Origin of the sequence: Terasakiispira papahanaumokuakeensis (assembly GCF_001709345.1) — a bacterium.
In the GTDB taxonomy this organism is placed as follows: domain Bacteria; phylum Pseudomonadota; class Gammaproteobacteria; order Pseudomonadales; family Halomonadaceae; genus Terasakiispira; species Terasakiispira papahanaumokuakeensis.
Map to the genome: position 1 here is coordinate 2,915,190 of NZ_MDTQ01000001.1, position 24,225 is coordinate 2,939,414.

Below are 24,225 nucleotides of genomic sequence, written 5' to 3' on the forward strand. Positions count from 1 at the left end.
AATGAACAAATTCGAGCACTGGATTCGTCGCCAGGCCAAACAGCCAAAGCGTCAGCTTAAACGGTTTGTTCTGGGGATGACCCTCTTCTTCACAGGAGGACTCATGTGGTTGTCTGCACCGCCTGTGATTGAAAACCACCATGAGATGATGTGGCAACAATTAGGCATGCTCATGCTGATGGGTATTGGCGGCGTAATCGCACTATACCATTACTTATTATTATCACTGGGTCGACTTTTCGACTGGTGGCGGGAGAAACCATGAGCCAAGCAAACACGACCGAAGCCACAGAGCGTTATCCAGATATTGAGATTTATCTCAAATTCAGCGATGCCACACTGTTAACGCCTTTCCTGAAGGCCCACCTGGAAGAAGTCAGTGAGCCCCAGATCCACCGGAAAGGTGCTCGCTGGCCAGTATCCCACCAAGGTCAAAATTTCCGGGTGCAATGGGTTCCAAACGCTGTTGGGTCATGGTCAAGCCTATGGTTCAATAGCGATCAAACCCCCTGGGCGACGGATCAGGACGCCGCACAAGCAGCAGCAAAAATGCTGAATCAGGCCGTACGTTGCTCGCCTGGACCCTGGCAACCAGGCGATGATCCAGACGCTTGGCTAGAAGTCACACCCCAGGGTGAGATCCAACAGATTCAATGGCCTGAGCACAATACTTGAAGGTCATAAAAAGCTTGAAGGCAAACAACCGACATCATCTCAGCCAGTAGCACAACAAATAGCATAATACCGATACAAGAATGCCGCCCAAAGGCGGCATTCTTGGCGCTTGAAGACTTGGCGAGTGACTACAACTCACCACAGCGCAATCCGATGACAAAGTTTATGTCATGCACAAACCAAGTCATGCCACAATGGACACATCTTCTGCTTGTAACCCTTTTTCTCCCTCAACCGCACTAAAGCGAACGCGTTGTCCTTCACGTAAAGTACGATGCCCTGTACCTCGAATCGCTCGGAAGTGGACAAACACCTCCCCTCCCGTATCGCGGATAATGAAGCCAAATCCTTTGTTCACATTAAACCACTTCACAATCCCTTCCTCACGCGCATCATCAAGGTCATCCCGATCAGCCACATGAATAGAGTGTTGCTGTTGTGGATTACGGCCACGTGCAGGTTGGCCCTGGTGATCTTGAGCTGCTCGATCTGAGTGGGGACGGCGCAAATAGTCATTGGCCAAACTGGCCAACCACAATAGAACGAAGAACAACAACGCTGTTTTGGTATAAGCCAACCCGGCAGCATCATGTGCAAACCAAGTATCAACCCCTTCAGGCAATAACCGACGACCACCATGCTCTAAGAGAAGTACCAATAAAATCGGAGCAGGTAGCGCCAGACACAGACTAATAAAAACAGTTCTTAATAATGAATTATTCCGCATAAGATATCTCTAAAATAATACGAAGCGGGCAACATTTAGCCTCATTGTCAATGAAGGCCGCTGCACCACAAGTCAGGTTTCTACGTTTTTGTACTCACCAGTGCTTTGCTAAACACCAGGATACTGCGACACACTAACCACTACTTTCCCTTCGGCAGGGATAGCAAGTCTGGCATTATATCGACAATAGACAGACATTGCTTGCCCCATGCCGAGTCACAGCAGCAAGCGGTTGTACAGCTAAACACTGATTTCACAGAAAATATAGGACAGCTCATGGATTCTAGTCAGAAAAATCTCCGCTTGGATGAGCGACTTGATGAGCTGGAAAGCCGACAGGCTTTCCAAGATGAGTTGCTCGACCGCCTCAACGACGAAATTATTCGGCAGGGGCAGAGGCTACAAACACTACAAGAAGGCCTGCAGCATCTCTACCAGCGTTTTAATGAAGTCCGAGCACCCGATGATGACAGAACCCCTAGTCTAGACGATGAACGCCCACCACATTATTAATGTTCAGTTCACCATTAAAATCTGCATGTGACTTCATGAGGATCAACTGCCGCCCCGACAATTCGGCGAGTCGGGGCGCGCCTCTCCCCGCTTTTGCCACTCATCAGGGGTATATAAGTGCATAGCTAATGCATGTACGGGACCGGCTTTCTCTTGTGCCAAGATCGTATAAACCCGCTGATGCCGCTTCACCGGACTCAAGCCGGAAAAAGCAGCAGAGACAAGCGTAACTTTAAAATGACTCTCTCGCCCTGGCGGGCCACTGTGGCGGTCACTTTCATTTTCCAACCACAACAGTTCCGGCGCCAATGCAGCCGTCAACTTATCACGAATCGCATTTTCAACTTGCATCGTCATGTCCTCTAAAAACCATATCCCCTGATCACTCCTGACCAAAGGCTTAAAACATCACCGGCACTTCTATTTTAATTGTTTTAATAATTGATGAGGCGCTTGTCGTCGCCCAGGTGCCAGCGCCCAGTATGCCAACAGCATCAAGAGTCCTGCCCCGGCTAAAGGCGGTATTAGCCAGATGATGGGGGCAGGTGACCATGTCAAACCAAACATTTGCTCGGCTAACACACTATATAGAACTTCAGCAATCAAACTGGCGAGCCCTCCGGACAACAAGCCTAACATGCAAAATTCGGCATTTTGACGCCCCCTCAATTTTGGCCATGTCGCCCCCAATACACGCAATAATGCTTGCTCTTTTAGACGCGCATCTAAACTGGCCATCATTAACGCCCAGGTCACTAATAGTGCAGCCAAAACGACAAAACCTAGCACATACTCAATGCCCAAACTCAGCTGGCCAATCAGGTTCTCTGCCTGCGTCAATAAGGCACGAATGTCTAAGAAAGCCACACCGGGGAAACGCTGGGCCAGATGTCGCAAAAGCCCTTCGGCTTGCTGTGGCAACGCAAAACTGCCCAAAAAAGTATGTGGATAAGCCTGCATCACGCTCGGTGGCAAAATGACATAAAAGTTTGGATTTAGACTACTCCACTCAAGGTCACGAAAACTTGTAATTTGCGCTTTAAGCGATTGGCCAGCAATCGAAAAAGTTAAGGTATCCCCGAGCGTAAGCCCCAGCCGATCGGCTAACCCCTGCTCAACGGAAGCTTCAGGCATACCCGCAGCATTGACCCCCGCGCCCGGCCACCAGCGTCCTGCACTTAACCGGTTATGGTCAGGCAGCTCAGCACTCCAGGTCAGGTTCCACTCTCGTCGAAGTGTATTGCTACCCCGCTGAGATGCGGGCACAGCATCTTCAGCAGCCTCATCATTAATCCCACTCAAGCGCCCACGCACAACAGGATATAAATCACTATGCTCAATACCAGCCTCATTGAGCGCCTGCAAAAAAGCAGATTGCTCCTGTGGCTGAATATCAATCGCAAAGTGGTCTGGCCGATCTTCAGGGAAACGCATTTGCCAGGTTTCGAGTAGCTGCTGACCACTTCTGGCCACCAACAATAAAGCGGTAAACGTCAGCGTGAAGGTCGCCAGCTGCAACAAGGTGGCTTGCCGTTGGTGGTACAACCGCCTTAACGCTTGCCGCCAATGCCATGAGAATTGGTTTCGAGCCTGATAAAGGCTCCATAACACACCCCAGCCAAACAAGGCGACGAGAACACCGGCAACCCCTAACCCCAGCAAGGTCCATAACGTTAAGCGAGCATCACCGGATAACCAATAACCTAACCCCAAAACAACAATCGCCATCAGCAAATAGCGCCAGCCACTACTGAAGCCTTGAGGTAAAGGGCGGTTTTGGAGCACTGATAGAGGCGAAACAGAGACCAGCCTCAGCAAAGGCACTAAAGCAAACCCCAACAATATCCATAGTGCCAGCAAGATCGCTGTACCGAGCGGCCATAGTGCCGGGGAAGGTAGCGTAATCGGCAATAGGGGCTGCAACAAAGCCACCAATCCCTGCTGGGCGGCATAACCGATCAAGCCTCCGAATAGCCCCGCAAAGACACCCACCCAGGCAAACTGCCATAACCAAAGGCGTCTTATGCGTTGACGCGAAACACCCAGAGCTCGCAACAAGGCGACGGTACTCGTTTGCCGACGAACCTGACGATGAGTGGCCAACGCGACCGCCATGGAAGCCAGCAGCACCGCCACTAAACCCGCCTGCCCAAGATAACGCCGTCCATAATCCAGCGCTCGACCAATCCCAGGGCGGTCATCATCTAAAGATAACAACCGCTGATTGTCTGAAAGTTGCGGCGTTAGCCATTGTCGCCAATCCGCCAATGCCTGCGCGCTACCGGTAAACCCAGCGCGCCAACGGATGCGACTTAATGGCCCCATCAATACTGAATCTTCAAGACTTTTGAGGTTAACCATCAACTTGGGGGCTAGGCTAGAAAGGCCACCGCCTTGATCCGGCGCCATTAAAAGCTCAGCCGAAAATCTCAACGTTTTATCCCCAAGCTCAACCTCGTCTCCCGGCACGACACCGAGCCTCAGCGCTAACCCCGGCTCAAGCCATATTTCGCCTGGCTTAGGCGGAGACTGGACCGAACGCCGTTGACCTTTTTGTTGAATATCAATCGACCCCAACAATGGGTAGTGAGCATCGACCGCCGTCACGCTGGCTAACAACATGGCATCATCATGAGCGGCCATACTAGAAAAACGCGCAATACGCGTCATCGATAATCCACGCGACAGAGCTTGCTGTGCCCAGGGTTCAGGCAGTGGCTGGCGATCACTTAACACTAGATCCCCCCCAGCCATACGAGCAGCTTCTTGGTCCAACGCACGTTGCAGACGATCCCCCACGACACCTAATAAAGTGGCACAGGCCACAGCTAAGATCAGAGCCGCTAATAACACTCGATACTCACCTGCTTTGACACTGCGCCAAGCGAGACGCCCCGCTAGAGATAGATCACGCATGCGCCTCCTCCAAACGCCCATGACGTAGCCAAAAAATACGCTGGCAACGCTGGGCTAATGTCAAATCATGCGTCACTAAAATCAAGGTGGCCCCTGATTCTTGATTCAGCTGGAATAGTAGATCGGCCACATGCTGACCATTATCACTATCCAAATTACCTGTAGGTTCATCAGCGAATAGAACTTTGGGTGTTGTCGCAAAGGCTCGTGCGATGGCGACTCGCTGCTGCTCCCCCCCTGACAACACCTGCGGATGATGGTGTAAGCGACTTTCTAAACCCACTTGATTCAGCCAGTGCTGCGCTTTTGACTCAGCCTCTGGATCACCTTGTAACTCCAGCGGCAAAAGCACATTTTCTAAGGCCGTCAGCTCAGGTAATAGTTGGAAGGATTGAAACACAAACCCAACATCCCGAGCCCTAATCGCCGCCCGATCGTCTTCATTCAACTGAGAGAAAGGCGCCCCTTGCCACATTAATGTGCCTTGAGTCGGTACATCCAACCCAGCCAATAAAGCCAGTAATGTCGATTTACCGGCACCCGAAGGGCCAACAATCGCCACACTTTCTCCGGCAGAGATAGTCATATTCAGATCAGCTAAAATCACCAGAGGCTGCTCGGCAGTTTCGATTTGATAACCCAGCGCCTTGACTTGAATCAGCGGCGCAGAAGATAGATCCTGATAACCTGTTTGATTCGCTGGAGGATGATGCGGCATGTCCAAAACCTCATATTGGAGACTTCAACACTTCCGTGTTTGTGTGGTGATACTGGTAGGGTTGGTGATCTACGCAGGAAGCACCCATTCGAGCCTTTATGCTGCTGATCCACAACCGAAGATACTGATCTTAGGCGATAGCCTAAGTGCTGCTTATGGCCTCGAACAACATCAAGGCTGGGTCTCTCTCTTACGTCAGCGGCTTATTGATCAAGGGTATGCCTACACAGTCATCAATGCCGCCATCAGTGGAGAAACCACCCAAGGCGGATTAACCAGACTGCCTCAATTACTCAAAGAGCATCAACCCGAAATCGTACTCATTGAGTTAGGCGGTAACGATGGTTTAAGAGGGCAACCAATCCCCAATACGAAAGCCAATCTGGCCCAAATGATTGAACTGGCACAAGCATCCGGTGCTCAGGTGGTGCTAGGAGGGATGATGATTCCACCCAATTATGGTCCGCGTTATACCCAAATGTTTAGTCAAATGTATCCCGACTTGGGTGAAGAACATAACGTCGCAGTCATCCCATTTATTTTACAGGGTATTGCCGACCAACCAAATCTGATGCAGGCAGACCAGATCCACCCTACCGCTCAGGCACAACCGATGCTGCTGGATAACATTTGGCCAGTATTAATGCCATTATTAAATAAAGATCGCTCACAAGCGCTCTCGACCCCACTGATTCACGCTGCTTAAGGATGGCTGACAAATATGCATTCTGATCTTGAAGTCACTATGCGCGAGGCACAAAAAAGCGCACAACAAACACCGAATAGCTACCCCTATAAACAAAAAATGGGGAGAAAAGAGTACGAAGCCAATAAACGTCAGCTTCAAATTGAGCTGCTGAAAATGCAACGCTGGGTCAAGGAGAATGGTGAGCGGATTGTGATCTTATTTGAGGGCCGAGACGCTGCGGGTAAAGGGGGCAGCATCAAACGCTTTATGGAACACTTAAATCCACGCGGCGCCCACGTGGTGGCACTCGAAAAACCGAACGAACGAGAAACCAGCCAATGGTACTTCCAGCGCTACTTACAACATTTACCCTGCGCAGGTGAAATCGTGCTCTTTGACCGCTCCTGGTATAACCGGGCAGGAGTAGAAAAAGTCATGGGTTTTTGTGATCAAGAAGAGTATGTCGAGTTTCTGCACCAAGCCCCGGTGCTGGAGCAAATGCTGGTTGAGTCAGGTATTAAACTTTATAAATTTTGGTTCTCTGTCTCCAGACAAGAGCAATTCCGACGTTTTATGGAGCGTCGCAACGATCCCCTTAAGCAATGGAAGCTTTCTCCAGTCGACCTTGCGTCATTAGATAAATGGGATGCTTATACCGAAGCGAAAGAAGCCATGTTCATGCATACCCATAAACCCCAAACGCCCTGGACGGTCATCAAATCAGATGACAAAAAACGTGCACGTCTAGCCGCTATGCGCGTTTTATTATCCAGCTTATCCTACGACAATCGCGATGATGAGATTGTCAGCATGCCTGACCCGCTCTTAGTCAGTAGTGCGACAGATGTGTTGAATAGCCCAGAGATATAATCAGATACTCTGAAGTCTGTATGACAACGCAATCACATCCACAGAACAGTGCTCAGCATTTGCCACCAGATCCAGCAAAGGAGGGATGATAATGGCTCAATCCAATCACGATATTCGCCATCAGGAAGAGGCACAACAAGTGGTTGAACAGTTCAAACACATGTTGAGCCCCACAGGGCGCGCCCATGTGAGTCAAAAACACCTGCAAGAACTGGAAATGCTCATTGAAGTGGCTCTGAGTAAAACATCGCGCAAGGTCCGGGAGGATATTGCCCACCGACTAGAAACCCTGGTTGCGGGCCTACACGCCAGTGATTAGTGCAAACAGACCATCTCAATACATCGAACTCAGTACACCGAACCCAACACAAAGCACCTCCCCCAAGTCGTTAGGCATTAAGGTGTTATCAAGCGGGATGATCGGATTGGCGGTGCCATTGCTGCAACGCCAATCCACATAGAATCATCGCTAACGCGACTAGCGTGGAAGCAAAAATCGGCTCACCTAACAATTGATTCAACAATACAAGAGAGATTGGGGGTGAAAGAAAAATAAGATTCGACAAACGCGACGTTTGCTGAGTCCGCTTCATTGCGCCTAGCCATAACAAGAACGCAATCCCCATCTCAAAAAGACCGACATATAGTGCGGCGCCCCAATAGGGCCCACTAGAAGGCCATGCGATATCGGGTGACCGGTAGAGGATCAACGATAAGACCGCCCAACCAATCGTGAAATTTTGCCATTGAGCGAGCAATGCCGGCCGCTGGTCCAGAGTATTGAGAATCCAATAACCCGCCCAGATCACCGTCGTCACCAGCATAATGCCAACCCCAACAGGATCAGCGAATGTCAACGACCAAGGCTGTCCTCGAGTAGCAATCACCAAGACACCGCCATAACAAATACCGCCGGCAATCACATCAATTCCACGCAACCGATGCTTGAGCATTGGAATCGCCATAAAGGCTAAGGTAAGTGCCCAAGTATAATTCAATGCCATGGCTTCTTGACCGGGTAATCGCCGATAACCTTCAAACAAGAGCAAGTAATATAACGTCGGATTTAACACACCTGCGATCACTGGAATCAGGCGGTGCCCTCGTTCAGGCCATAATGCGGGACGATGGGGCTGGCGCCAAAGCAATACAGAAAAAAGACACCAGGACACCCCTGTTGCAATCCACAACAACATCAAGGGCGACATATCCGACAGCGCCCACTTAAATGCAGTGGCTACCGTTGACCACAACCCGACGGCTCCCAGCCCCATGAAGAAGGCCTGACGCTCCGCTATCTGACTCATCAAAAACGCCTTATCCAGAAAAAGATGAAGACTGTTGCCCCCCAAAGCTATTGCAAATTCTATCGTGTCACAAAGCCAATAGTCACAAAACCAATAGCCACAAAGCCAATAGATTGCTTGATCTGCCTTCGTTGACTCAGCATACAGCCTAGGCATTCTTCGCTTGGTCAACACTTCCTTCGCGTTTCTCTCACGTTTCTTTCAATAGACAAAAAACTGTCTCCTGATGATGACATCATGCGAATACTCCTTTCATGGGGCATACTGATTCAAGTAGGCCATCAAATGTACGCGAAGCACTCGATTTTTATTGACTCAACGGATATTCGGCATGGTTTCACGGACAGCTCCCATGTGGTTACAGGGCCATATTCTGGCCCCATACGCTCAACTCGAAGACGCTGATCCATCAGCTTGGCCTAATGATGCCCCGGTCTGGGTTCATTTTGATGCGGAGACACCGGAGCTCAGCGACTGGCTACTGGAGCTTGGACTGGCCGATACTGTTGTTGACGCCTTATTAGCGGATGACACTCGGCCACGCTGCTCTCGTATGGCGGGCGGCATACAACTCACCTTAAGGGGTATTAACTTAAACCCCGAGTCCAGCCCGGAAGACATGGTATCGCTACGCCTGTGGCTACATGGCAAGCGTTGTATCAGCGTACAAAAACGCCCACTACAAACGTTACAACAGCTCAGCCAGCACCTTGAAACAGGGCAAGGCCCTCAACATATTGATGAATTAGTTGTCGCGATTATTGAAGGGCTGGTTGATCGAATAGGCCTCTGCAGCCATGACCTAGAAGACCGCCTGGATACCCTTGAAGACCAAGCCTTGGCCGGCACCCTATCTATTGATGATGCCCTCACCCATTTAAGACAACAGTTGATCCCTTTACGACGCTTTTTGGAACCACAGCGCCTCACGATTCAGCGCCTACTAAGCGAGCCTATTTTTAGCGCCGACACCCGAATTCAGCTTGAGGAAAGCCTCAACCTGCTGACCCGCTATGTCGAAGATCTCAGCGCCATGCAGGAACGAGCACAAGTACTACAAGAACGTCAATTGAGCCTACAAAATGAACAACTCAATCGAAGAATGTACTTATTAGGCGTCATCACCGCATTATTCCTGCCTTTAAGTTTTTTAACCGGATTATTTGGTATCAATTTAGGGGGTATGCCAGGGGCTGAAACAACGAGCGGTTTTTGGTGGTTCTCTATCGCATTAGTGGTGATTGGTGGCCTCGTCGCTTGGCGACTCAAAGAATCACGCTGGTGGTAAATCAAATACCCAATAGCCGTACTGACGCCGAAGGAGAAACCGATGCCGACAGCAGCAGCGTCTGATGACTCATCACAACCTAATATGAGGCCCGAGCAGCTGCTTCAACTTCAGGGCTGTTTAAGCTTGGCCACTCAGACTGATCAAGGCGATCCTTTATGCAGCACCGCCCCCTACGCTTGGCAGGCCCCTTATTTTTTCATCCTGGCCAGCACATTGGCTGAACATGGGCCCGCGCTACAACAAGCCGCACAAGCTCATCGCACCATTGCCTGGATGATCGTACAAGATGAATACAATAGCCGACAGCCTTATGCGCGGACACGCCTGATGCTCAAAGGACATGTTGAACAGCTCAATGAATCAACGGATCAACGTTACGCTATTGCACTGGACCAATTACAACAGCGTCATGGAGAAGTGGTCTCAGTCTTATCCCAACTGGATGACTTCTCAATGTTTGCGCTCACCCCGAACGAAGGAAGGTGGATTACAGGGTTTGGGCAGGCTTGGCGCATTGATGATGCACACTTAACGCAATTAAGCCCTCTTCAATCACAAAAGACGCAAAAAGCGTCTCCCTAACCTAAGATGTATTATGGATTTACAATAAGCTTACGTGAATGAGATGACTAGAAACAGGATCATAACGTCAAGTTGATTGAATTTTCAAACACCATACATCGGGCCTGCGGTCTGCATGGTAGACTGATTTTTTTAAGTTTGCGATTTGCCATACGCATTACGCAACGACAGGCGCAGGGAACGGGAGACTGACGTTCGTAATTCAAGGAGACGCCAGAATGCAACTCACTCGACAAACCGATTTCGCGATGCGCGTCCTGATGTACCTCGGTATTCAGGAAGATGACCGACTGGTGACAATCAGCGACATTGCTTACCACTTTGATATTTCACGCAATCATCTTATGAAGATTGTGCACAAACTTGGGCAAATGGAGTACATCCAGACAGTCCGAGGCAAATATGGTGGTTTACGACTCGTCCGGGAACCGGCTTCGATCAACATTGGCCATGTTGTCAGAGACTTTGAAACAACACTAGAAGTCATGAACTGTTCGAAGTTGGACTGCCCTTTAACAGCGAACTGTGACTTTAAGCCGATGTTACAAAAAGCCCAGGAGGCCTTTCTACAAGTCATCGACCAGTACAGCCTTAAAGATCTACTGAGCAACCCTCAGGATATGCGCAGCTTGCTAGGCCTGGACGATGAAGAGGCACTGCCGCTGCAAATCATGGAAGTCTCTTAATGATTGAAAACGGTATACAGCACCACGGACTGTATACCGTTTTTTAAGCACCAAACCCTATGTCCTCCACGCTTTGATAATCCCATTTTATCGCTTTCATCTCATATCGATTTTACCTAGTATCACTTTGAACCCTTGGCTCCGAATGATTTGACGCTCATGTGCATTGAAATTGCAGATCATGATCAGCATAGTGATGACACTAGCATCGGGTAACGCTAACTAGGCCGCTATGGACACCCCCAATGAAAGATGAGAGCTTGATCCCTCACGAACTACTGGCACAAGTGATTGAATACGCCCAAGACGGTATCGTGATTGCTGAAAAAGAGGGTGATGACCACATCCTGATTTATGTTAACCATGGGTTCGAAGAGTTAACAGGTTATCAGCGAGATGAGATCCTTTATCAGGACTGTCGATTCTTACAAGGCTCGGAACGGGATCAGCCCGGCCTGAGAAATATTCGAAAAGCGCTTCAACAAGGGCAGGCTTGTCGTGAAATCGTACGTAACTACCGTAAAGACGGCAGCCCTTTCTGGAATGAATTATCAATTACACCTTTTTTCAACGACACCGATGAACTCATGTACTACATTGGCGTTCAGAAGGATGTGACCGAGCTTGTCGAGCTTCGGGCACAGCAGCCAAACTCACTGACTGAAAATAAATAAGTGCTCACTGCATTTTTTGCTTGTCCAAAAACCAAAATGCGAATATATAGGCAGCCTAAAGGGTGCGAATAGCACCTGACTAACACGACCTTTCCATGACAACTTTTTGTGGAGATACCAAGGCATGGGACGTGAAGAAGCCTCCTATGACGAAGAAGACGATCTGCTCGCCGATGCAGATAATGATGAGTCTTTCGAAGACCTGGACGAGCAGGCTGATGCTCTGCCACCACTGCAAAAGCGCCGTATGATCGAGGATATGCTAGAAGAACGACGACTCAGGCGCCAGCTGGCTGAGGAGTATGACTTCCTGGATGATTTCGATGAAGAGGAGTAAGAGCGACCCGTTTTAAACTTGCAGCCGATGAGCCGTTCATATGCCATGAACGCTAGCATCATCAGGCCTTGAGCAGATGAAGGCCTGATGATCGGTGAGTTGCGAACGATAGGTGTTATGGGCTGAGTTATGGGCTTATCGAACGATAAATGAGGGCTCAACAGGATGAAGAGAGAAAGCCTGTAAGAGATGGCCTGTATAGATAACCAAGCCATCATACAAAGTCAGTGTTAACACATTGCTGGAGCGAGTCGTTCAGCAATTCAGCTATTCATAAAAAGTATGGCTTCAATGCCATATCAAGTAACAAGCTTGCATAATGACCGCTGCATAAATGCCCGCCAGAACATCATCAAACATGATGCCAAAGCCACCATCCACTCGTCGGTCAATCCAGCGAATAGGCCACGGCTTCCAAATGTCAAAGAGCCGGAACAACACAAACCCCAGCAGCATCCAGCTGAACTGTACAGGCATGGCCCACATCGTGATCCAATACCCCACAAATTCATCCCACACGATACCACTGTGATCATGAACCCCAAGGTCTGCCGATGTTCGCTCACAGAGCCAACATCCGAAAATAAAAGTGACGGCAAGAAATAACCCATAAAGCGATAGCGGTAAATGCCCCACCCCCCAGTACAGGATCATTGCAGCCACAGTCCCGACTGTGCCTGGCGCCCAGGGTGCTGCACCACTTCCCAAACCGAATGCCAGGAAGTGGACTGGATTACGCCAAACGGTCTTTGGAGCTCGGTTCACACACAACTCTCATTCATAATGATCGCACTCATAAGATCGTTTGAGAGGGTATCAAACATCACGGGCAAAGGAGCCGCTCATTCGCTTGCACTTTGATGACCCTACAGAAAATGATTAAACCCTTCCTGAATCCAAGAACGGCCTGATGCCAGCTTAATCCCTAGAGACTCAGTACACTCACCAATCACAACCGTTGCGGGCCAAAGGCGCGTCAAGGTCTCGAGCTGATCCGGCGCAACAGCACACAAGAGCACATAATCATCGCCCCCCGAAAGGGCGGCCTCTCGCGCCTGATTTTGTCCTAACAAGATCTCAAGATCCGCTTCAATCGGCAATGAATCATCCTGAATCAAAGCACCCACACCGGAGGCTTCCAATAGATGACGACAGTCTGCCAGCAATCCATCAGACACATCAATTGCCGCATGCACACCCGGTTGAGATGACCAAGCATCACGTACGGCATAGGGCGGTTCAGGCAACATATAGGCCTGCATAAGAGGAGTCCAAGACCAACGCTCTCCTCGCTGGCGGGTGTTAATCGCTTGCATTTGCTGCAGACCGCCTCGCGCGCTGCCTAAGCTTCCCGTGACCACCAGGAGATCACCGCTCTGAGCCCCATCACGACGCCAAACATGCTCCGGCTGACACCACCCCATCACCTGAACCGTAGCGCTTAGCGGACCCCGTGTAGTATCACCACCAATCAGCGGACAGCCTGCTTTTTCTGATAACGATCGTAAACCGGCAGAAAAATCAGCCAGCCAACAGTCTTCGACTTCAGGCAGGGTCAAAGCCAGCGTAAACCCAGAAGGCTTCGCATTCATCGCCGCCAAATCGGACAACGCAACGGCCAATGCTCGCCAACCAATAGCCCAGGGGTCAGCATCAGCCAAAAAATGTCGGCCCGCGATTGAAGTATCCACCGAAATCGCTTGCCAACAGCCGGAAGGTGGGGCCAGGAGTGCACAGTCATCCCCTACACCAAGACGAATATCACTGGCAAGAGGACCTAGTTGTGCAAAATGTCGCTGGATTAACCCAAACTCACCCATGGACTTAACCTCGACGCGCCTGCACCTCTGTCGCACGCTTCGTTTTAGCCAGCTTATCTAATACGCCATTGACATACTTATGGCTATCAGTGCCGCCAAAGCGTTTAGCCAGCTCAACCGCCTCATTAATCACTACACGATAAGGCACATCCAGGCGCTTGATCATCTCATAGCTCCCCAGACGTAGGATCGAGATTTCAATCGGATCCAGGTCATCCAGTTCACGGTCCAAATAACCACTGAATGCCTCATCCATTTCTTGGCGATAACGCACGATCCCATGGGCCAACTCATGGAAATAAGCATGGTCAGCCTGACGCACGACCTCGACGATATCTTCATGAGGCTCCAGGTTATCATCTGGCATCGCAGCACGTAGCTGAGCTTCAATATCAGCCATTGTATTGCCACTAATCTGCCACTGATACAGTGCTTGTAAAGTCAGCTGACGTGCAGCACTGCGGGCCTGACGTTTAGAAACCTGGCCTTTGCTCATGCTTGATGCTCCCCATCCGTCTCTAGGCGTGTCAGCAAATTCACCATTTCAAGTGCCGCCATCGCTGCTTCAGCACCCTTATTCCCCATTTTGGTGCCAGAGCGCTCAATTGCTTGCTCAATGCTTTCTACGGTCAAAACACCATTGGCAATAGGCAAATCATGGCTCAACATTAAGTTTTTCAGCGCACTGTTACACTCACCAGCAACGAACTCGAAGTGTGGTGTCCCTCCACGAATCACAGCGCCCAGCACAATGACCGCATCAACCTGACGGGTTTTCAATACACGTTGTACTGCCAAAGGCAGCTCCCAGGCTCCCGGAGCATGCACAACCTCAATCTGCTGAGGTTTAACACCGTGAGCTTTTAGTGTACCCACAGCACCAGAGACCAGGCTATCGACCACAAAGCTGTTAAAGCGGCCTGCGACAATCGCAAAACGCGCGTTGGGGGCCGTCAAATCCCCTTCAATGACGGTCATATCTTGCATGGCGTTATCCTGATAACGAGATATAACAAGGCCACCGGCACACAATTTGGCCTAAGTGTCCTTTTTAATGTGACAACCCATTGATGGCACGCAAGCGCATAATGCGCAGGACGTGAACTCTACTGGGTTATGACGATGTTTCTTCGCAGCCAATTGTCTCGACAATTTCCAGGTCAAACCCAGAAATACCGCCAAATTTTAATGGCGATGATAGCAGGCGCATTTTGCCTACGCCCAAATCTCTTAGAATTTGTGCCCCAGTGCCAATAGTCAAATAGGCACCACTACCATCACGTGCACTGCCTCTAGCAGAACGCGTCAACCCTAAAAAGCGATTGAGACTCGCCGCCATATCTTGGGGTTCTGACTCCGCCAGTAAAACCAACACGCCTTCGCCAGCCTCTGCAATATGCTGCATGGCTTGACTCAGGCTCCAGCTGGAGGCTTCTGGCTGGCGAACACCCAATAAGTCTCTGACTGGATCGGCTTGGTGAACTCGGACCAGAATCGGCGTTTCAGGGTCAGGCTGCCCTTTAACTAAGGCCAGATGCGTCAATTGCTGGATATCATCCCGATAAGGGATCACCTGAAACTCACCATAAGCAGTATCCAGAGTATGCGACGCTTCTCGCTTTACTGTGGTCTCGTTGACCAAACGATAGTGGATCAGATCTGCGATGGTGCCAATTTTCAAGTCATGGCGCTGTGCAAAAGCTTCCAGGTCAGGGCGTCGAGCCATAGACCCATCATCATTCATCACTTCGACGATCGCAGCGGCAGACTCATAGCCAGCCATCCTAGCCAAATCGCAGCCCGCTTCGGTGTGTCCGGCCCGTTGTAATACCCCACCGGGTTGAGCACGCAAAGGAAAAATATGCCCAGGCTGTACAATGTCTTCTGGGCGCGCATCTCGCGCAACAGCGGCTTGAATAGTACGCGCACGATCCGCCGCTGAAATACCTGTCGTCACCCCTCGTGCGGCTTCAATAGACAAAGTGAAATTGGTCGAGAACTGGGCACCATTACTACGCACCATCAGGGGCAATTCCAACTGATCGCAACGTTCACTACTGAGCGTTAGACAAATCAAGCCACGGGCATAACGGGCCATAAAATTAATATCTTCCGCCGAAACACACTCAGCGGCCATGATGAGATCACCCTCATTCTCACGATCTTCATCATCCATCAGGATGACCATTTTCCCCTGACGGATATCATCCAGAATTTCTTCAATTGTGTTCAGTGCCATACCCTTTATCCTCAATGGTCATATCGGGTGCCACAGAGACAGGGCTAGCTTGGATTCGCCAGTCTTCACCCACAGCCCGGATATCATGAATCTTCAAATGAACCTTATCAGCCATTCGCTCAAGTCCAGGCAGATTAAATAAAGCACGAGCAGACTGCCCCAGTAGCACGGGAGCCAAGTACAAATAAATGTCATCTAATAAGCCGGCTTGAAGACAGGCCCCCACCAAAGTGGCGCCTGCCTCAACTAAAACTTCATTACAATCTCGTTGCTGGGCTAAATACTCAAATAGCCCTTTTAATTCAACCCGCCCTTGTGCCTGAGCAGGTAGCACAATCACTTCCGCGCCAGCTTCTTCTAGTGCCTGCTGGCGGGCCGCCATATCAAGATGGGCATGATCCTGACTGGCCACAATCAAAGTGGTCCCCGGCTGCTTCAAAATGCGAGCGCCGATAGGTGTTCTTAACCCCGAATCAACAATGACACGTAAAGGCTGACGCTGCGCAATTTCATCCGCATCAGGCAAAGTCAATTGATCCGCTCGAACCGTTAAAGCGCAATCATCATGAATAACCGTCTCAACACCCGTCACAATCGCGCTTGAGGCCGCACGCAAACGCTGAACATCCGCACGCGCTGATGCACCGGTAATCCATTGAGACTCACCTGACCACATCGCGGTTCGGCCATCGAGGCTGGCGGCCAGTTTGGCGCACACTCGGGGACGTCCCTCTGACATGCGACGAATAAAGCCAAGATTTAACGCCTCAGCATCGGCTTCCAGCAATCCCACTTCAACATCGACACCCGCTTCACGTAAGCGCTTAATGCCATTACCCGCAACAAGCGGGTTAGGATCCTGCATGCCCACCACAACACGTGAAACACCCGCTTGAATAAGCGCTTCAGCACAAGGAGGAGTACGCCCATGATGACTGCAGGGCTCTAAAGTGACATAAGCCGTCGCGCCATGAGCTTTACCGCCCGCTGCCTGCAAAGCATGAATTTCAGCATGGGGTTCACCGGCACGATAATGCCAGCCTTCCCCGATAATGCGCCCGGCTTTTTCCAAAACACAGCCGACACGTGGATTAGGATCTGTGGTGTAACGTCCCCGCCGCGCCAAAGAAATGGCATGCGCCATACAACGCGCTGGCGTCCAGGGCGTTTTACGTCGACCACGCATAAGTCACTCCGTTAATCACGGGGAGAATCGTGTGAAGAAGTTGCTGACGGCCGATCCGCTGACAAACGATCGATTTCTTCACGAAAGGCTTCCAAGTCTTTGAACTGACGATAAACCGAAGCAAAACGAATATAAGCCACTTCATCCAGTTCGCGCAGCTGATTCATCACGACTTCACCGACTTGTCGAGACTGGATTTCCCGCTCACCTCGTGAGCGTAGCTGTTGTCGAATGCGTTCAATCGCCGTTTCCATCGCTTCAGTACTGACAGGGCGCTTCTCAAGGGCTCGCTTCAATCCCGCTCGAAGTTTAGTTTCATCGAACGATTCTCGCGTACCATCCTGCTTTACAATCTGAGGCATCACCAATTCGGCAGTTTCATAGGTGGTGAAGCGCTCATTACATGTCAGACACTCGCGTCGACGGCGCACTTGATCGCCCCCCGCCACCAATCTGGAGTCCGTGACTTTGGTTTCCTGTGCATTACAGAAAGGGCAGTGCATGTTGCGATCGCCGTTTAATCTAGGTGAACAAACCGATTGCGCCTGATGATTGCAGCGCACTGAAAACAATATTCTAACGTCAAATCGCCCCCGGTGACAGGCACACGGGGGCGAACTTTAAAACGAGCCTAACATCATAAGGGCAAGATCTGCACTAAAGCGTCTCTTTATCCCCCTAATGACGGCTCAAAGTGACATCGACCGCCCCGCATCAATGGGATCAGGTAACGGCTGGTGCGCCACCCACAAGCGGTCAATATGTTCGGCAACGAGCCCTGGAAAAGGCATTTCCTTACGCTCATCTAAATCGGCATTACTCAAAATTTGTTCACACGTTGCACAGACCTGTCCTTTCTCGTCTTTAAGCACTAACCAAATACGCAAACGCTTGGCATCATGCTCCAGCAACTGCAAATCAATATGCACTAGCCCCCCGGCATAAAGATCATGCCAATAGCTAATACGACTTTCCAATGTGAACAGGCTACAACGAAGGCTTTCTCGAGTACCTTTATCGAGCCCAATGCGCTCTTTCAAACGATCAACAGCTTGAGAAAACACACTGGCAAAAGCGGCATCATTCATCCGCCCACTTACATCCGTCCAGGCTTCACTTACAGGGCATTCAAGCAACGGCGTCATAGTTTTCTCCTGTCGAAACGAAGGTGAACATACGGATATGAGTCACCCTGCATGGCACTGCGTCTTGATATCATGTTCTTACTGAACATTGTGTTTGGGTGCTGAGGATCATATTCAACCCCAGGCTGATAGATTCCCCCAGTGACCGACTTTTTTGTCGCGCCTCCAATGCAGACCACAAAAACAGAGAAAAGTCCCTTCCAAAAGCATATTTTTCAACCCAATCGAGTAGGAAGGGGAGTTGCCCCCCTCATCTCACACCACCGTCCTCTCACACCTCCGTACGTACGGTTCCGTATACAGCGGTTCAAAGCGCTACGCGCCATGCCTGGAACACCAATAAAAAAAGCCCCGCCTAGGCGGGGCTTGGGTCAAACTTTTCAATTAAGCTCTTCAATCAAGCTCTGGAGTCAAAATAGAATCAAACTAAGTACGGTTCTATCTGCTCATTCTATTAATCTTCACTATCGACAATAAACAATCGATTAAACAGAGTAATACATATCGAATTCAACCGGGTGAGTGGTCTGACGCAGACGATCGATCTCTTCCTGCTTCAATGAGATAAAGCCCTGAATCATATCTTCGGTGAAGACACCACCTTTAGTCAGGAACTCATGATCATTAGCCAGGCATTCAATAGCTTCTTCCAAGCTACTGGCCACCTGAGGAATCGCTGCAGCTTCTTCTGCAGGCAGATCATACAAGTCTTTATCAGCAGCATCGCCAGGATGAATTTTGTTCTGAATGCCGTCCAGACCAGCCATCAGCAATGCGGCAAAGCACAGGTAGGGGTTGGCAGACGGATCAGGGAAGCGTGTTTCAATACGCTTAGCTTTCGGGCTGCTGACATACGGAATACGGATAGACGCTGAACGGTTGCGAGCAGAGTAAGCCAGCATCACCGGTGCTTCAAAACCCGGGACCAAACGCTTGTAAGAGTTGGTTGAGCTGTTCGTCAGCGCATTCAGTGCCTTAGCGTGCTTGATGATACCGCCAATGTAATAAAGGGCGATTTCAGACAGGCCGGCATAGCTATCGCCTGAGAAGAGGTTAACACCATCTTTAGACAGTGACTGGTGTACATGCATCCCAGAACCATTGTCGCCGACAACTGGCTTCGGCATAAAAGTGGCTGTCTTACCGAAGGCATGTGCCACGTTATGGATGCAATATTTCAGTACTTGGACTTCATCCGCTTTTTTGACCAGCGTATTGAAGGCGACACCGATTTCATTCTGGTTCGCTGTCGCAACTTCATGGTGGTGAACTTCCACCTCAAGACCCATCGCAGTCATAGCGTTACACATAGCGCCACGAATTTCATGGGAAGAGTCCACCGGCGGTACCGGGAAGTAGCCGCCTTTAACACGCGGGCGGTGCCCCATGTTACCGCCTTCGATTTTAGAATCAGAAGACCACGCAGCTTCTTCAGAATTGACTTCGTACATGGCGCCGGACATATCCTGCTTCCATTTAACGTCATCAAAAATGAAGAATTCCGGTTCTGGACCGAAGAAAGCGGTATCTGCAATGCCAGTGGACTTCAGATACTCTTCAGCGCGACGCGCGATGGAGCGCGGATCACGTTCATAACCCTGCATCGTGCTCGGCTCAATGATGTCACAACGTACAATCAACGTCGGCTCATCAGTGAACGGATCCAACACGGAACCTTCATCATCCGGCATTAGGATCATGTCGGACTCATTGATGCCTTTCCAGCCACCAATGGAAGAACCATCAAACATCTGACCTGTCTCAAAAAACTCCTCATCCACAAAACTAGCCGGGATGGTCACGTGCTGCTCTTTACCCCGTGTATCGGTAAAACGCAGATCGACCCACTTCACGTCGTGTTCTTTGATCAGATTCAGGGTTTTATCGGACATGATCGCCTCCATGTAATTGGCGTTGATTCTCAGACTAAGTGTCTATTCATTAAAATCTTCGAGCGTTTCAGTATCCAGCGTGCTCGTTTATTCGCCAGCTTGCCATCATCGATGCCGTCGATTCACATTGAATGTGCTGTCGCTGACATCTGCTGTCGTTGGCCTCTACTTCAGTTGGCCTCAGTGCCAACAGGCTACCCATCGATTGAAATGCTCATCACCATATCAGCATTCCATTCATCAGATGTTCAAGCCTTAGGATATCAGTTCAAGAGCAAAGCCTGTGCCAGAACGAGGCATCATGATCAAAATAACGCTGAAAGGCCCATCATAAGCGGCTTACAAAGATCCAAAATAAATTCCGCGACAGATTTAAACCCCATCAGCGCCCTTTAAGAGTGCAGTTTTGGTTAAAAAAATGCGGTCAGCGCACCAAAACAAAACAAAAAAGGCCCAAAAGCACCAAGTTAGTGCGAATCATGCGGGTTAGCAGGCCACCCTGATATAAAACTCATCATCGGTCGTCTCAATCGAGACCAACTCATGACCATGGACACGACACCAGGCCGGAATATCATGCGTCGCGCCGGGGTCAGTACAAATCACCGTTAAAACTTCCCCAGGCCCCATGCTGGCGATGGCCTGTTGCGTTTTAATCACCGGCAACGGGCATAATTTCAATCTCATATCCAATACTTGATCGGTCATGACCTTTCTCTGCATTATCTTAGTGCACACGAATTAAGACCTGGGCGGAATCACCCAGTACCCTGGGGTATCATTCATAAGAACTTGGCTAGAACTTGGCTATCGTTTATCGATACCAGGCTTGTGGCAGTGCATCAGCGGCCATCGGCACAACAGTGTGCATCTGGGCGGGCTGACCATGTTCGGGACAGTAACTTAAGGTGACTTCCGGCGCACTTTTACCTTGGGTAAAGCGCGCAATGACTGAGAGTGCCAGTTCCAAATCGTCTTGCGTATCGACTCGGCCATCAATCAGCGCAAAAGGTCCACCATGGCTTTCGGGACGAACATGGGCAAACTGGCGCCGATAACCTTCCAGGTAGCGATTTTCCCCTTCTTCACGGGCAATAATCAGTTTGAAGTGCGGTTTGGGGCGAATGTGACGACCGATTTTGAGCAGCATGATGTCATCCAGCTCATAATCACGCTCCCCTCGACTTTGCCAGAGATCCTGCATTTTTTTGGCGAAAGTCTCATCCGTCAGAAAACAACAGCCTCCTGCCGGTTGTGCCCACTCACTAAAACCAAACTCACGCGCCAATGCAAACTGTGGTTTTCGATTACGGCCGTGGAAATCATGCAGCTTTTCTCGATCAACCCAGCCTTCTCTTTCAGGCAAAGTTTCCGGCATATGTTTGGCACATAATGGACGCAACAAACGATCTTCCACTTCAGATTGTCGGGCAATCAGAGGCAGGGTTTCTTTGCGTTGAGATTTGGGCCTTTGCCCCATCACCTCGCCGGTCACAACGAAGTCAAAACCGTGATCCTGCGCCCACTGCCAAGCTCGACTGACCATATCAATCTTGCAATCAAGACAAGGGTTCAGATGCTGACCATAGCCATACTTAGGGTTCAGCACGATGTCTTTATACTCTTCCGAGATATCAATAATGTGAAGTTTAATGCCCAGCTGCTCAGCCACCCAAAGCGCATTATTGCGCTTTTGCTTTTCACGATCCTGCTTACGGATCGCCTGAGTGTGCCCTTCTACACAAAAGCCGGTATAGAAATTGATGCCTTCAACGTGAATCCCTTGGTTTTGCAGTGTGCGTACCGCCAGCATGGAATCGAGTCCACCCGATACCAGGGCTACAGCTTTACGTTCTTGTGTCATGACATTGTCTAGTACGTTTGCGAAAATGGAATGAGGCTCAGAAAGGCCGCGATTTTACAGGATCCGAGAGCGATGTGCAGGGACGGATTGCACTCAGATCCATCTTAGCAGTAGGCGAACCGCGAGTAGATCGCTATACTAGCGACCCTTTTCCCTTCTAATTTGGATATGACCGGCATCGACCGGGAGAGCATACGTGATCGAAAATCTTCGCAACATCGCAATTATTGCCCACGTTGACCACGGTAAGACGACCCTGGTAGATAAGCTGTTACAACAATCCGGTACGCTGGATCGCCGTAACGCCGATGCTGAGCGCATCATGGATTCTAATGACCAGGAAAAAGAACGCGGCATCACGATTCTGGCCAAGAACACCGCGATTAACTGGCATGATTACCGCATCAACATTATTGATACGCCTGGACACGCTGACTTCGGTGGTGAAGTTGAGCGCGTAATGTCCATGGTCGACTCCGTATTATTGCTGGTTGACGCGATGGACGGCCCCATGCCGCAGACTCGCTTCGTCACCCAGAAGGCTTTTGAACGCGGCTTAAAGCCGATTGTCGTGGTCAACAAAGTCGACCGCCCAGGCTCTCGTCCCGACTGGGTCATCGACCAGATCTTTGATCTGTTTGATAACCTGGGCGCTTCAGAAGAGCAGCTGGACTTCCCGATTATCTACGCCTCTGCACTCAACGGCGTTGCTGGGGATGACCCTGAAAATCTGGCGGATGATATGACACCGCTGTTCCAGGCTATTGTTGACCTGGTACCGCCGCCCTCGGTTGATCCTGACGCACCATTCCAAATGCAGATTTCTGCACTGGATTACTCCAGCTATGTCGGCGTTATCGGGGTTGGCCGCATTACACGCGGTAAAGCACGCCCCAATCAGCAGGTCGTCATTGAAGATCGACACGGCAACCAGCGTAAAGGCAAGATCGGTCAGGTCATGACCTACCTAGGTCTGGAAAGGGGCGAAACCCCTGAAGGCGCCGATGCAGGGGACATCATCTGCATCACCGGGATTGATCCGCTGAGCATCTCCGATACCCTGTGTGACCCGTCTAATGTCGAAGCACTCCCGGCACTGACGGTTGACGAGCCGACCGTCACCATGACCTTCCAAGTTAACGACTCGCCCTTTGCTGGTCAGGATGGCAAATACGTAACCAGCCGCAACATTAAAGAGCGTCTGGAGCGAGAACTGGTTCACAACGTGGCTCTGCGTGTTGAAGAAACAGAAAGCCCGGAAAAATTCCGTGTTTCTGGCCGCGGCGAGCTGCACCTCTCAGTGCTGATTGAAAGCATGCGTCGAGAAGGCTACGAGCTCGGTGTTTCACGTCCTGAAGTCATCATCCGTGAAATCGATGGCGTCAAACAAGAGCCCTATGAAGAACTGATTATTGATGTTGAAGAACAGCATCAAGGCTCAGTCATGGAAGAGTTGGGTAAACGCAAAGCGCGTATGACCAACATGAACCCGGATGGCAAAGGCCGAGTACGTCTGGACTTTATCATTCCATCACGCGGCTTGATTGGCTTCCGTGGCCTGTTCATGACCTTAACTTCAGGCTCTGGGATTCTGACCAGTATTTTCGACCACTATGGTCCGCTGGCCGAAGGCGCCATGGAACACCGTAACAACGGCGTTCTGGTGTCAATGGCGAAAGGCAAGGTTTTGGCTTATGCCCTGACGACCCTGCAGGATCGCGGCAAGCTGTTCGTTGAACCGGGTGTTGAAGTCTATGAAGGCATGGTCGTGGGGATTAACTCACGCGCCAACGATATGACCGTCAACCCGACCAAGGCGAAGAAGCTCGATAACATGCGTGCTTCAGGTAACGATGAAACCATCCAACTGGTGCCACCGGTTCGCTTTACACTAGAACAGTCACTGGAATTCATTGACGATGACGAACTGGTCGAAGTCACGCCTCACTTTATCCGTATCCGGAAAAAGTACCTGACCGAAAACGAACGCAAGCGCGCCTCTAAAGGCTAAGCAACGGATTCGTTGGTCAGTCACCGTTAGACGACGCCATGCCTTCGGGCATGGCGTTTTTTATTCGCGTCATGTTGAGCCCGC

28 protein-coding genes are annotated in these 24,225 nt (G+C 50.3%); 12 read left to right on the forward strand and 16 right to left on the reverse strand.

From position 1 onward, the window contains the following. Position 1: 1 nt before the first annotated feature. On the forward strand, positions 2 to 265 hold the full coding sequence (locus BFW38_RS12720) for a hypothetical protein (protein WP_068999247.1): 264 nt from the start codon (positions 2 to 4) through the stop codon (positions 263 to 265). Further along, a complete protein-coding gene (locus BFW38_RS12725) occupies positions 262 to 675 on the forward strand; it encodes a hypothetical protein (protein WP_068999248.1) in 414 nt (137 codons plus the stop codon). The genes BFW38_RS12720 and BFW38_RS12725 overlap by 4 nt, the downstream gene beginning before the upstream one ends. A gap of 184 nt (positions 676 to 859) precedes the next feature. On the opposite strand, the gene BFW38_RS18360 is transcribed toward BFW38_RS12725, so the two are convergent. Further along, positions 860 to 1,402: a cold-shock protein gene (locus BFW38_RS18360; RefSeq protein ID WP_068999249.1), complete on the reverse strand. Its 543-nt coding sequence runs from the start codon at positions 1,400 to 1,402 to the stop codon at positions 860 to 862. A 276-nt stretch (positions 1,403 to 1,678) separates the two neighbouring features. Between BFW38_RS18360 and BFW38_RS12735 the strand changes: the two genes are divergently transcribed. Continuing rightward, entirely contained in the window at positions 1,679 to 1,915 is a 237-nt protein-coding gene (locus BFW38_RS12735) for a SlyX family protein (RefSeq protein WP_068999250.1), read from the forward strand. Positions 1,916 to 1,957: 42 nt separating this feature from the next. Here BFW38_RS12735 and BFW38_RS12740 read toward each other — a convergent pair whose 3' ends face one another. The 3 genes from BFW38_RS12740 to BFW38_RS12750 form a co-directional block, all read right to left on the reverse strand. Then, positions 1,958 to 2,266, reverse strand: coding sequence for a BolA family protein (locus tag BFW38_RS12740; protein ID WP_069000459.1), 309 nt, complete (start codon positions 2,264 to 2,266; stop codon positions 1,958 to 1,960). A 69-nt stretch (positions 2,267 to 2,335) separates the two neighbouring features. Next, positions 2,336 to 4,831 carry an ABC transporter permease gene (locus BFW38_RS12745; RefSeq protein WP_068999251.1) on the reverse strand — a complete coding sequence of 832 codons (2,496 nt, stop codon included), beginning with the start codon at positions 4,829 to 4,831 and terminating at the stop codon, positions 2,336 to 2,338. Further along, on the reverse strand, positions 4,824 to 5,549 hold the full coding sequence (locus BFW38_RS12750; protein ID WP_068999252.1) for an ABC transporter ATP-binding protein: 726 nt from the start codon (positions 5,547 to 5,549) through the stop codon (positions 4,824 to 4,826). Before BFW38_RS12750 ends, BFW38_RS12745 begins: the two co-directional genes overlap by 8 nt. On the opposite strand from BFW38_RS12750, the gene BFW38_RS12755 reads away from it, so the two are divergent. The 3 genes from BFW38_RS12755 (at position 5,548) to BFW38_RS12765 (ending at position 7,426) form a co-directional block, all read left to right on the forward strand. Then, positions 5,548 to 6,255, forward strand: coding sequence for an arylesterase (locus BFW38_RS12755; protein ID WP_084004638.1), 708 nt, complete (start codon positions 5,548 to 5,550; stop codon positions 6,253 to 6,255). The two genes, BFW38_RS12750 and BFW38_RS12755, sit on opposite strands and share 2 nt — an antisense overlap. Positions 6,256 to 6,270: 15 nt before the next feature. Continuing rightward, complete coding sequence (gene ppk2, locus BFW38_RS12760) at positions 6,271 to 7,107, forward strand: polyphosphate kinase 2 (protein ID WP_175400981.1); 837 nt, start codon at positions 6,271 to 6,273, stop codon at positions 7,105 to 7,107. A 91-nt stretch (positions 7,108 to 7,198) separates the two neighbouring features. Beyond that, positions 7,199 to 7,426, forward strand: a complete 228-nt coding sequence (locus BFW38_RS12765; protein ID WP_068999253.1) for a hypothetical protein — start codon at positions 7,199 to 7,201, stop codon at positions 7,424 to 7,426. 88 nt (positions 7,427 to 7,514) lie between these two features. Here the strand turns inward: BFW38_RS12765 and BFW38_RS12770 are convergent, their stop codons facing one another. After that, positions 7,515 to 8,414, reverse strand: a complete 900-nt coding sequence (locus tag BFW38_RS12770) for a DMT family transporter (protein ID WP_068999254.1) — start codon at positions 8,412 to 8,414, stop codon at positions 7,515 to 7,517. Between the two features lie 352 nt (positions 8,415 to 8,766). Here BFW38_RS12770 and BFW38_RS12775 point away from each other — a divergent pair, with 352 nt between their 5' ends. From BFW38_RS12775 to BFW38_RS12795, 5 genes are all read left to right on the forward strand, one after another. Beyond that, positions 8,767 to 9,702 (forward strand): zinc transporter ZntB, encoded by a 936-nt coding sequence (locus BFW38_RS12775; RefSeq protein ID WP_068999255.1) that lies wholly within the window; start codon positions 8,767 to 8,769, stop codon positions 9,700 to 9,702. Between the two features lie 42 nt (positions 9,703 to 9,744). Further along, complete coding sequence (locus BFW38_RS12780) at positions 9,745 to 10,287, forward strand: pyridoxamine 5'-phosphate oxidase family protein (protein WP_068999256.1); 543 nt, start codon at positions 9,745 to 9,747, stop codon at positions 10,285 to 10,287. A gap of 218 nt (positions 10,288 to 10,505) precedes the next feature. Further along, a complete protein-coding gene (locus BFW38_RS12785; protein WP_068999257.1) occupies positions 10,506 to 10,973 on the forward strand; it encodes an Rrf2 family transcriptional regulator in 468 nt (155 codons plus the stop codon). Positions 10,974 to 11,218: 245 nt separating this feature from the next. Further along, entirely contained in the window at positions 11,219 to 11,647 is a 429-nt protein-coding gene (locus BFW38_RS12790) for a PAS domain-containing protein (RefSeq protein WP_068999258.1), read from the forward strand. Positions 11,648 to 11,771: 124 nt separating this feature from the next. Further along, entirely contained in the window at positions 11,772 to 11,984 is a 213-nt protein-coding gene (locus BFW38_RS12795; RefSeq protein WP_068999259.1) for a PA3496 family putative envelope integrity protein, read from the forward strand. 288 nt (positions 11,985 to 12,272) lie between these two features. Here BFW38_RS12795 and BFW38_RS12800 read toward each other — a convergent pair whose 3' ends face one another. The 11 genes from BFW38_RS12800 to BFW38_RS12850 form a co-directional block, all read right to left on the reverse strand. After that, a complete protein-coding gene (locus BFW38_RS12800; protein ID WP_068999260.1) occupies positions 12,273 to 12,749 on the reverse strand; it encodes a phosphatidylglycerophosphatase A family protein in 477 nt (158 codons plus the stop codon). Positions 12,750 to 12,850: 101 nt separating this feature from the next. Further along, a complete protein-coding gene (gene thiL / locus BFW38_RS12805; RefSeq protein WP_068999261.1) occupies positions 12,851 to 13,804 on the reverse strand; it encodes a thiamine-phosphate kinase in 954 nt (317 codons plus the stop codon). 4 nt (positions 13,805 to 13,808) lie between these two features. Next, positions 13,809 to 14,300, reverse strand: a complete 492-nt coding sequence (gene nusB / locus BFW38_RS12810) for a transcription antitermination factor NusB (RefSeq protein ID WP_068999262.1) — start codon at positions 14,298 to 14,300, stop codon at positions 13,809 to 13,811. Then, positions 14,297 to 14,791, reverse strand: coding sequence for a 6,7-dimethyl-8-ribityllumazine synthase (gene ribH / locus BFW38_RS12815; protein WP_068999263.1), 495 nt, complete (start codon positions 14,789 to 14,791; stop codon positions 14,297 to 14,299). The genes nusB and ribH overlap by 4 nt, the downstream gene beginning before the upstream one ends. A gap of 127 nt (positions 14,792 to 14,918) precedes the next feature. After that, positions 14,919 to 16,043, reverse strand: a complete 1,125-nt coding sequence (gene ribBA, locus BFW38_RS12820; RefSeq protein WP_068999264.1) for a bifunctional 3,4-dihydroxy-2-butanone-4-phosphate synthase/GTP cyclohydrolase II — start codon at positions 16,041 to 16,043, stop codon at positions 14,919 to 14,921. After that, entirely contained in the window at positions 16,024 to 17,229 is a 1,206-nt protein-coding gene (gene ribD, locus BFW38_RS12825) for a bifunctional diaminohydroxyphosphoribosylaminopyrimidine deaminase/5-amino-6-(5-phosphoribosylamino)uracil reductase RibD (protein ID WP_068999265.1), read from the reverse strand. Before ribD ends, ribBA begins: the two co-directional genes overlap by 20 nt. An 11-nt stretch (positions 17,230 to 17,240) precedes the next feature. Further along, positions 17,241 to 17,732, reverse strand: a complete 492-nt coding sequence (gene nrdR / locus BFW38_RS12830; RefSeq protein WP_068999266.1) for a transcriptional regulator NrdR — start codon at positions 17,730 to 17,732, stop codon at positions 17,241 to 17,243. Between the two features lie 186 nt (positions 17,733 to 17,918). Then, entirely contained in the window at positions 17,919 to 18,374 is a 456-nt protein-coding gene (locus BFW38_RS12835; protein WP_068999267.1) for a thioesterase family protein, read from the reverse strand. A 485-nt stretch (positions 18,375 to 18,859) separates the two neighbouring features. Continuing rightward, complete coding sequence (gene glnA / locus BFW38_RS12840) at positions 18,860 to 20,266, reverse strand: glutamate--ammonia ligase (RefSeq protein WP_068999268.1); 1,407 nt, start codon at positions 20,264 to 20,266, stop codon at positions 18,860 to 18,862. A gap of 486 nt (positions 20,267 to 20,752) precedes the next feature. After that, positions 20,753 to 20,974, reverse strand: a complete 222-nt coding sequence (locus BFW38_RS12845; protein WP_068999269.1) for a sulfurtransferase TusA family protein — start codon at positions 20,972 to 20,974, stop codon at positions 20,753 to 20,755. A gap of 106 nt (positions 20,975 to 21,080) precedes the next feature. Continuing rightward, positions 21,081 to 22,130 (reverse strand): tRNA (5-methylaminomethyl-2-thiouridylate)-methyltransferase, encoded by a 1,050-nt coding sequence (locus BFW38_RS12850; RefSeq protein ID WP_068999270.1) that lies wholly within the window; start codon positions 22,128 to 22,130, stop codon positions 21,081 to 21,083. Positions 22,131 to 22,326: 196 nt separating this feature from the next. Here BFW38_RS12850 and typA point away from each other — a divergent pair, with 196 nt between their 5' ends. Beyond that, positions 22,327 to 24,141: a translational GTPase TypA gene (typA, locus tag BFW38_RS12855; RefSeq protein WP_068999271.1), complete on the forward strand. Its 1,815-nt coding sequence runs from the start codon at positions 22,327 to 22,329 to the stop codon at positions 24,139 to 24,141. Positions 24,142 to 24,225 lie beyond the last annotated feature (84 nt).

Coding starts and splice junctions, on each gene's coding strand:
- BFW38_RS12850 (WP_068999270.1), bottom strand. CDS start 22,130: ATGACACAAGAACGTAAAGCTGTAGCCCTGGTATCGGGTGGACTCGAT.
- nusB (WP_068999262.1), bottom strand. CDS start 14,300: ATGAGCAAAGGCCAGGTTTCTAAACGTCAGGCCCGCAGTGCTGCACGT.
- BFW38_RS12735 (WP_068999250.1), top strand. CDS start 1,679: ATGGATTCTAGTCAGAAAAATCTCCGCTTGGATGAGCGACTTGATGAG.
- ribBA (WP_068999264.1), bottom strand. CDS start 16,043: ATGGCACTGAACACAATTGAAGAAATTCTGGATGATATCCGTCAGGGG.
- BFW38_RS18360 (WP_068999249.1), bottom strand. CDS start 1,402: ATGCGGAATAATTCATTATTAAGAACTGTTTTTATTAGTCTGTGTCTG.
- ppk2 (WP_175400981.1), top strand. CDS start 6,271: ATGCATTCTGATCTTGAAGTCACTATGCGCGAGGCACAAAAAAGCGCA.
- glnA (WP_068999268.1), bottom strand. CDS start 20,266: ATGTCCGATAAAACCCTGAATCTGATCAAAGAACACGACGTGAAGTGG.
- BFW38_RS12750 (WP_068999252.1), bottom strand. CDS start 5,549: ATGCCGCATCATCCTCCAGCGAATCAAACAGGTTATCAGGATCTATCT.
- nrdR (WP_068999266.1), bottom strand. CDS start 17,732: ATGCACTGCCCTTTCTGTAATGCACAGGAAACCAAAGTCACGGACTCC.
- ribD (WP_068999265.1), bottom strand. CDS start 17,229: ATGCGTGGTCGACGTAAAACGCCCTGGACGCCAGCGCGTTGTATGGCG.
- BFW38_RS12745 (WP_068999251.1), bottom strand. CDS start 4,831: ATGCGTGATCTATCTCTAGCGGGGCGTCTCGCTTGGCGCAGTGTCAAA.
- BFW38_RS12725 (WP_068999248.1), top strand. CDS start 262: ATGAGCCAAGCAAACACGACCGAAGCCACAGAGCGTTATCCAGATATT.
- BFW38_RS12835 (WP_068999267.1), bottom strand. CDS start 18,374: ATGACGCCGTTGCTTGAATGCCCTGTAAGTGAAGCCTGGACGGATGTA.
- BFW38_RS12765 (WP_068999253.1), top strand. CDS start 7,199: ATGGCTCAATCCAATCACGATATTCGCCATCAGGAAGAGGCACAACAA.
- BFW38_RS12770 (WP_068999254.1), bottom strand. CDS start 8,414: ATGAGTCAGATAGCGGAGCGTCAGGCCTTCTTCATGGGGCTGGGAGCC.
- BFW38_RS12790 (WP_068999258.1), top strand. CDS start 11,219: ATGAAAGATGAGAGCTTGATCCCTCACGAACTACTGGCACAAGTGATT.
- ribH (WP_068999263.1), bottom strand. CDS start 14,791: ATGCAAGATATGACCGTCATTGAAGGGGATTTGACGGCCCCCAACGCG.
- BFW38_RS12780 (WP_068999256.1), top strand. CDS start 9,745: ATGCCGACAGCAGCAGCGTCTGATGACTCATCACAACCTAATATGAGG.
- BFW38_RS12845 (WP_068999269.1), bottom strand. CDS start 20,974: ATGACCGATCAAGTATTGGATATGAGATTGAAATTATGCCCGTTGCCG.
- thiL (WP_068999261.1), bottom strand. CDS start 13,804: ATGGGTGAGTTTGGGTTAATCCAGCGACATTTTGCACAACTAGGTCCT.
- BFW38_RS12755 (WP_084004638.1), top strand. CDS start 5,548: ATGTCCAAAACCTCATATTGGAGACTTCAACACTTCCGTGTTTGTGTG.
- BFW38_RS12795 (WP_068999259.1), top strand. CDS start 11,772: ATGGGACGTGAAGAAGCCTCCTATGACGAAGAAGACGATCTGCTCGCC.
- BFW38_RS12720 (WP_068999247.1), top strand. CDS start 2: ATGAACAAATTCGAGCACTGGATTCGTCGCCAGGCCAAACAGCCAAAG.
- BFW38_RS12785 (WP_068999257.1), top strand. CDS start 10,506: ATGCAACTCACTCGACAAACCGATTTCGCGATGCGCGTCCTGATGTAC.
- BFW38_RS12740 (WP_069000459.1), bottom strand. CDS start 2,266: ATGCAAGTTGAAAATGCGATTCGTGATAAGTTGACGGCTGCATTGGCG.
- BFW38_RS12775 (WP_068999255.1), top strand. CDS start 8,767: ATGTGGTTACAGGGCCATATTCTGGCCCCATACGCTCAACTCGAAGAC.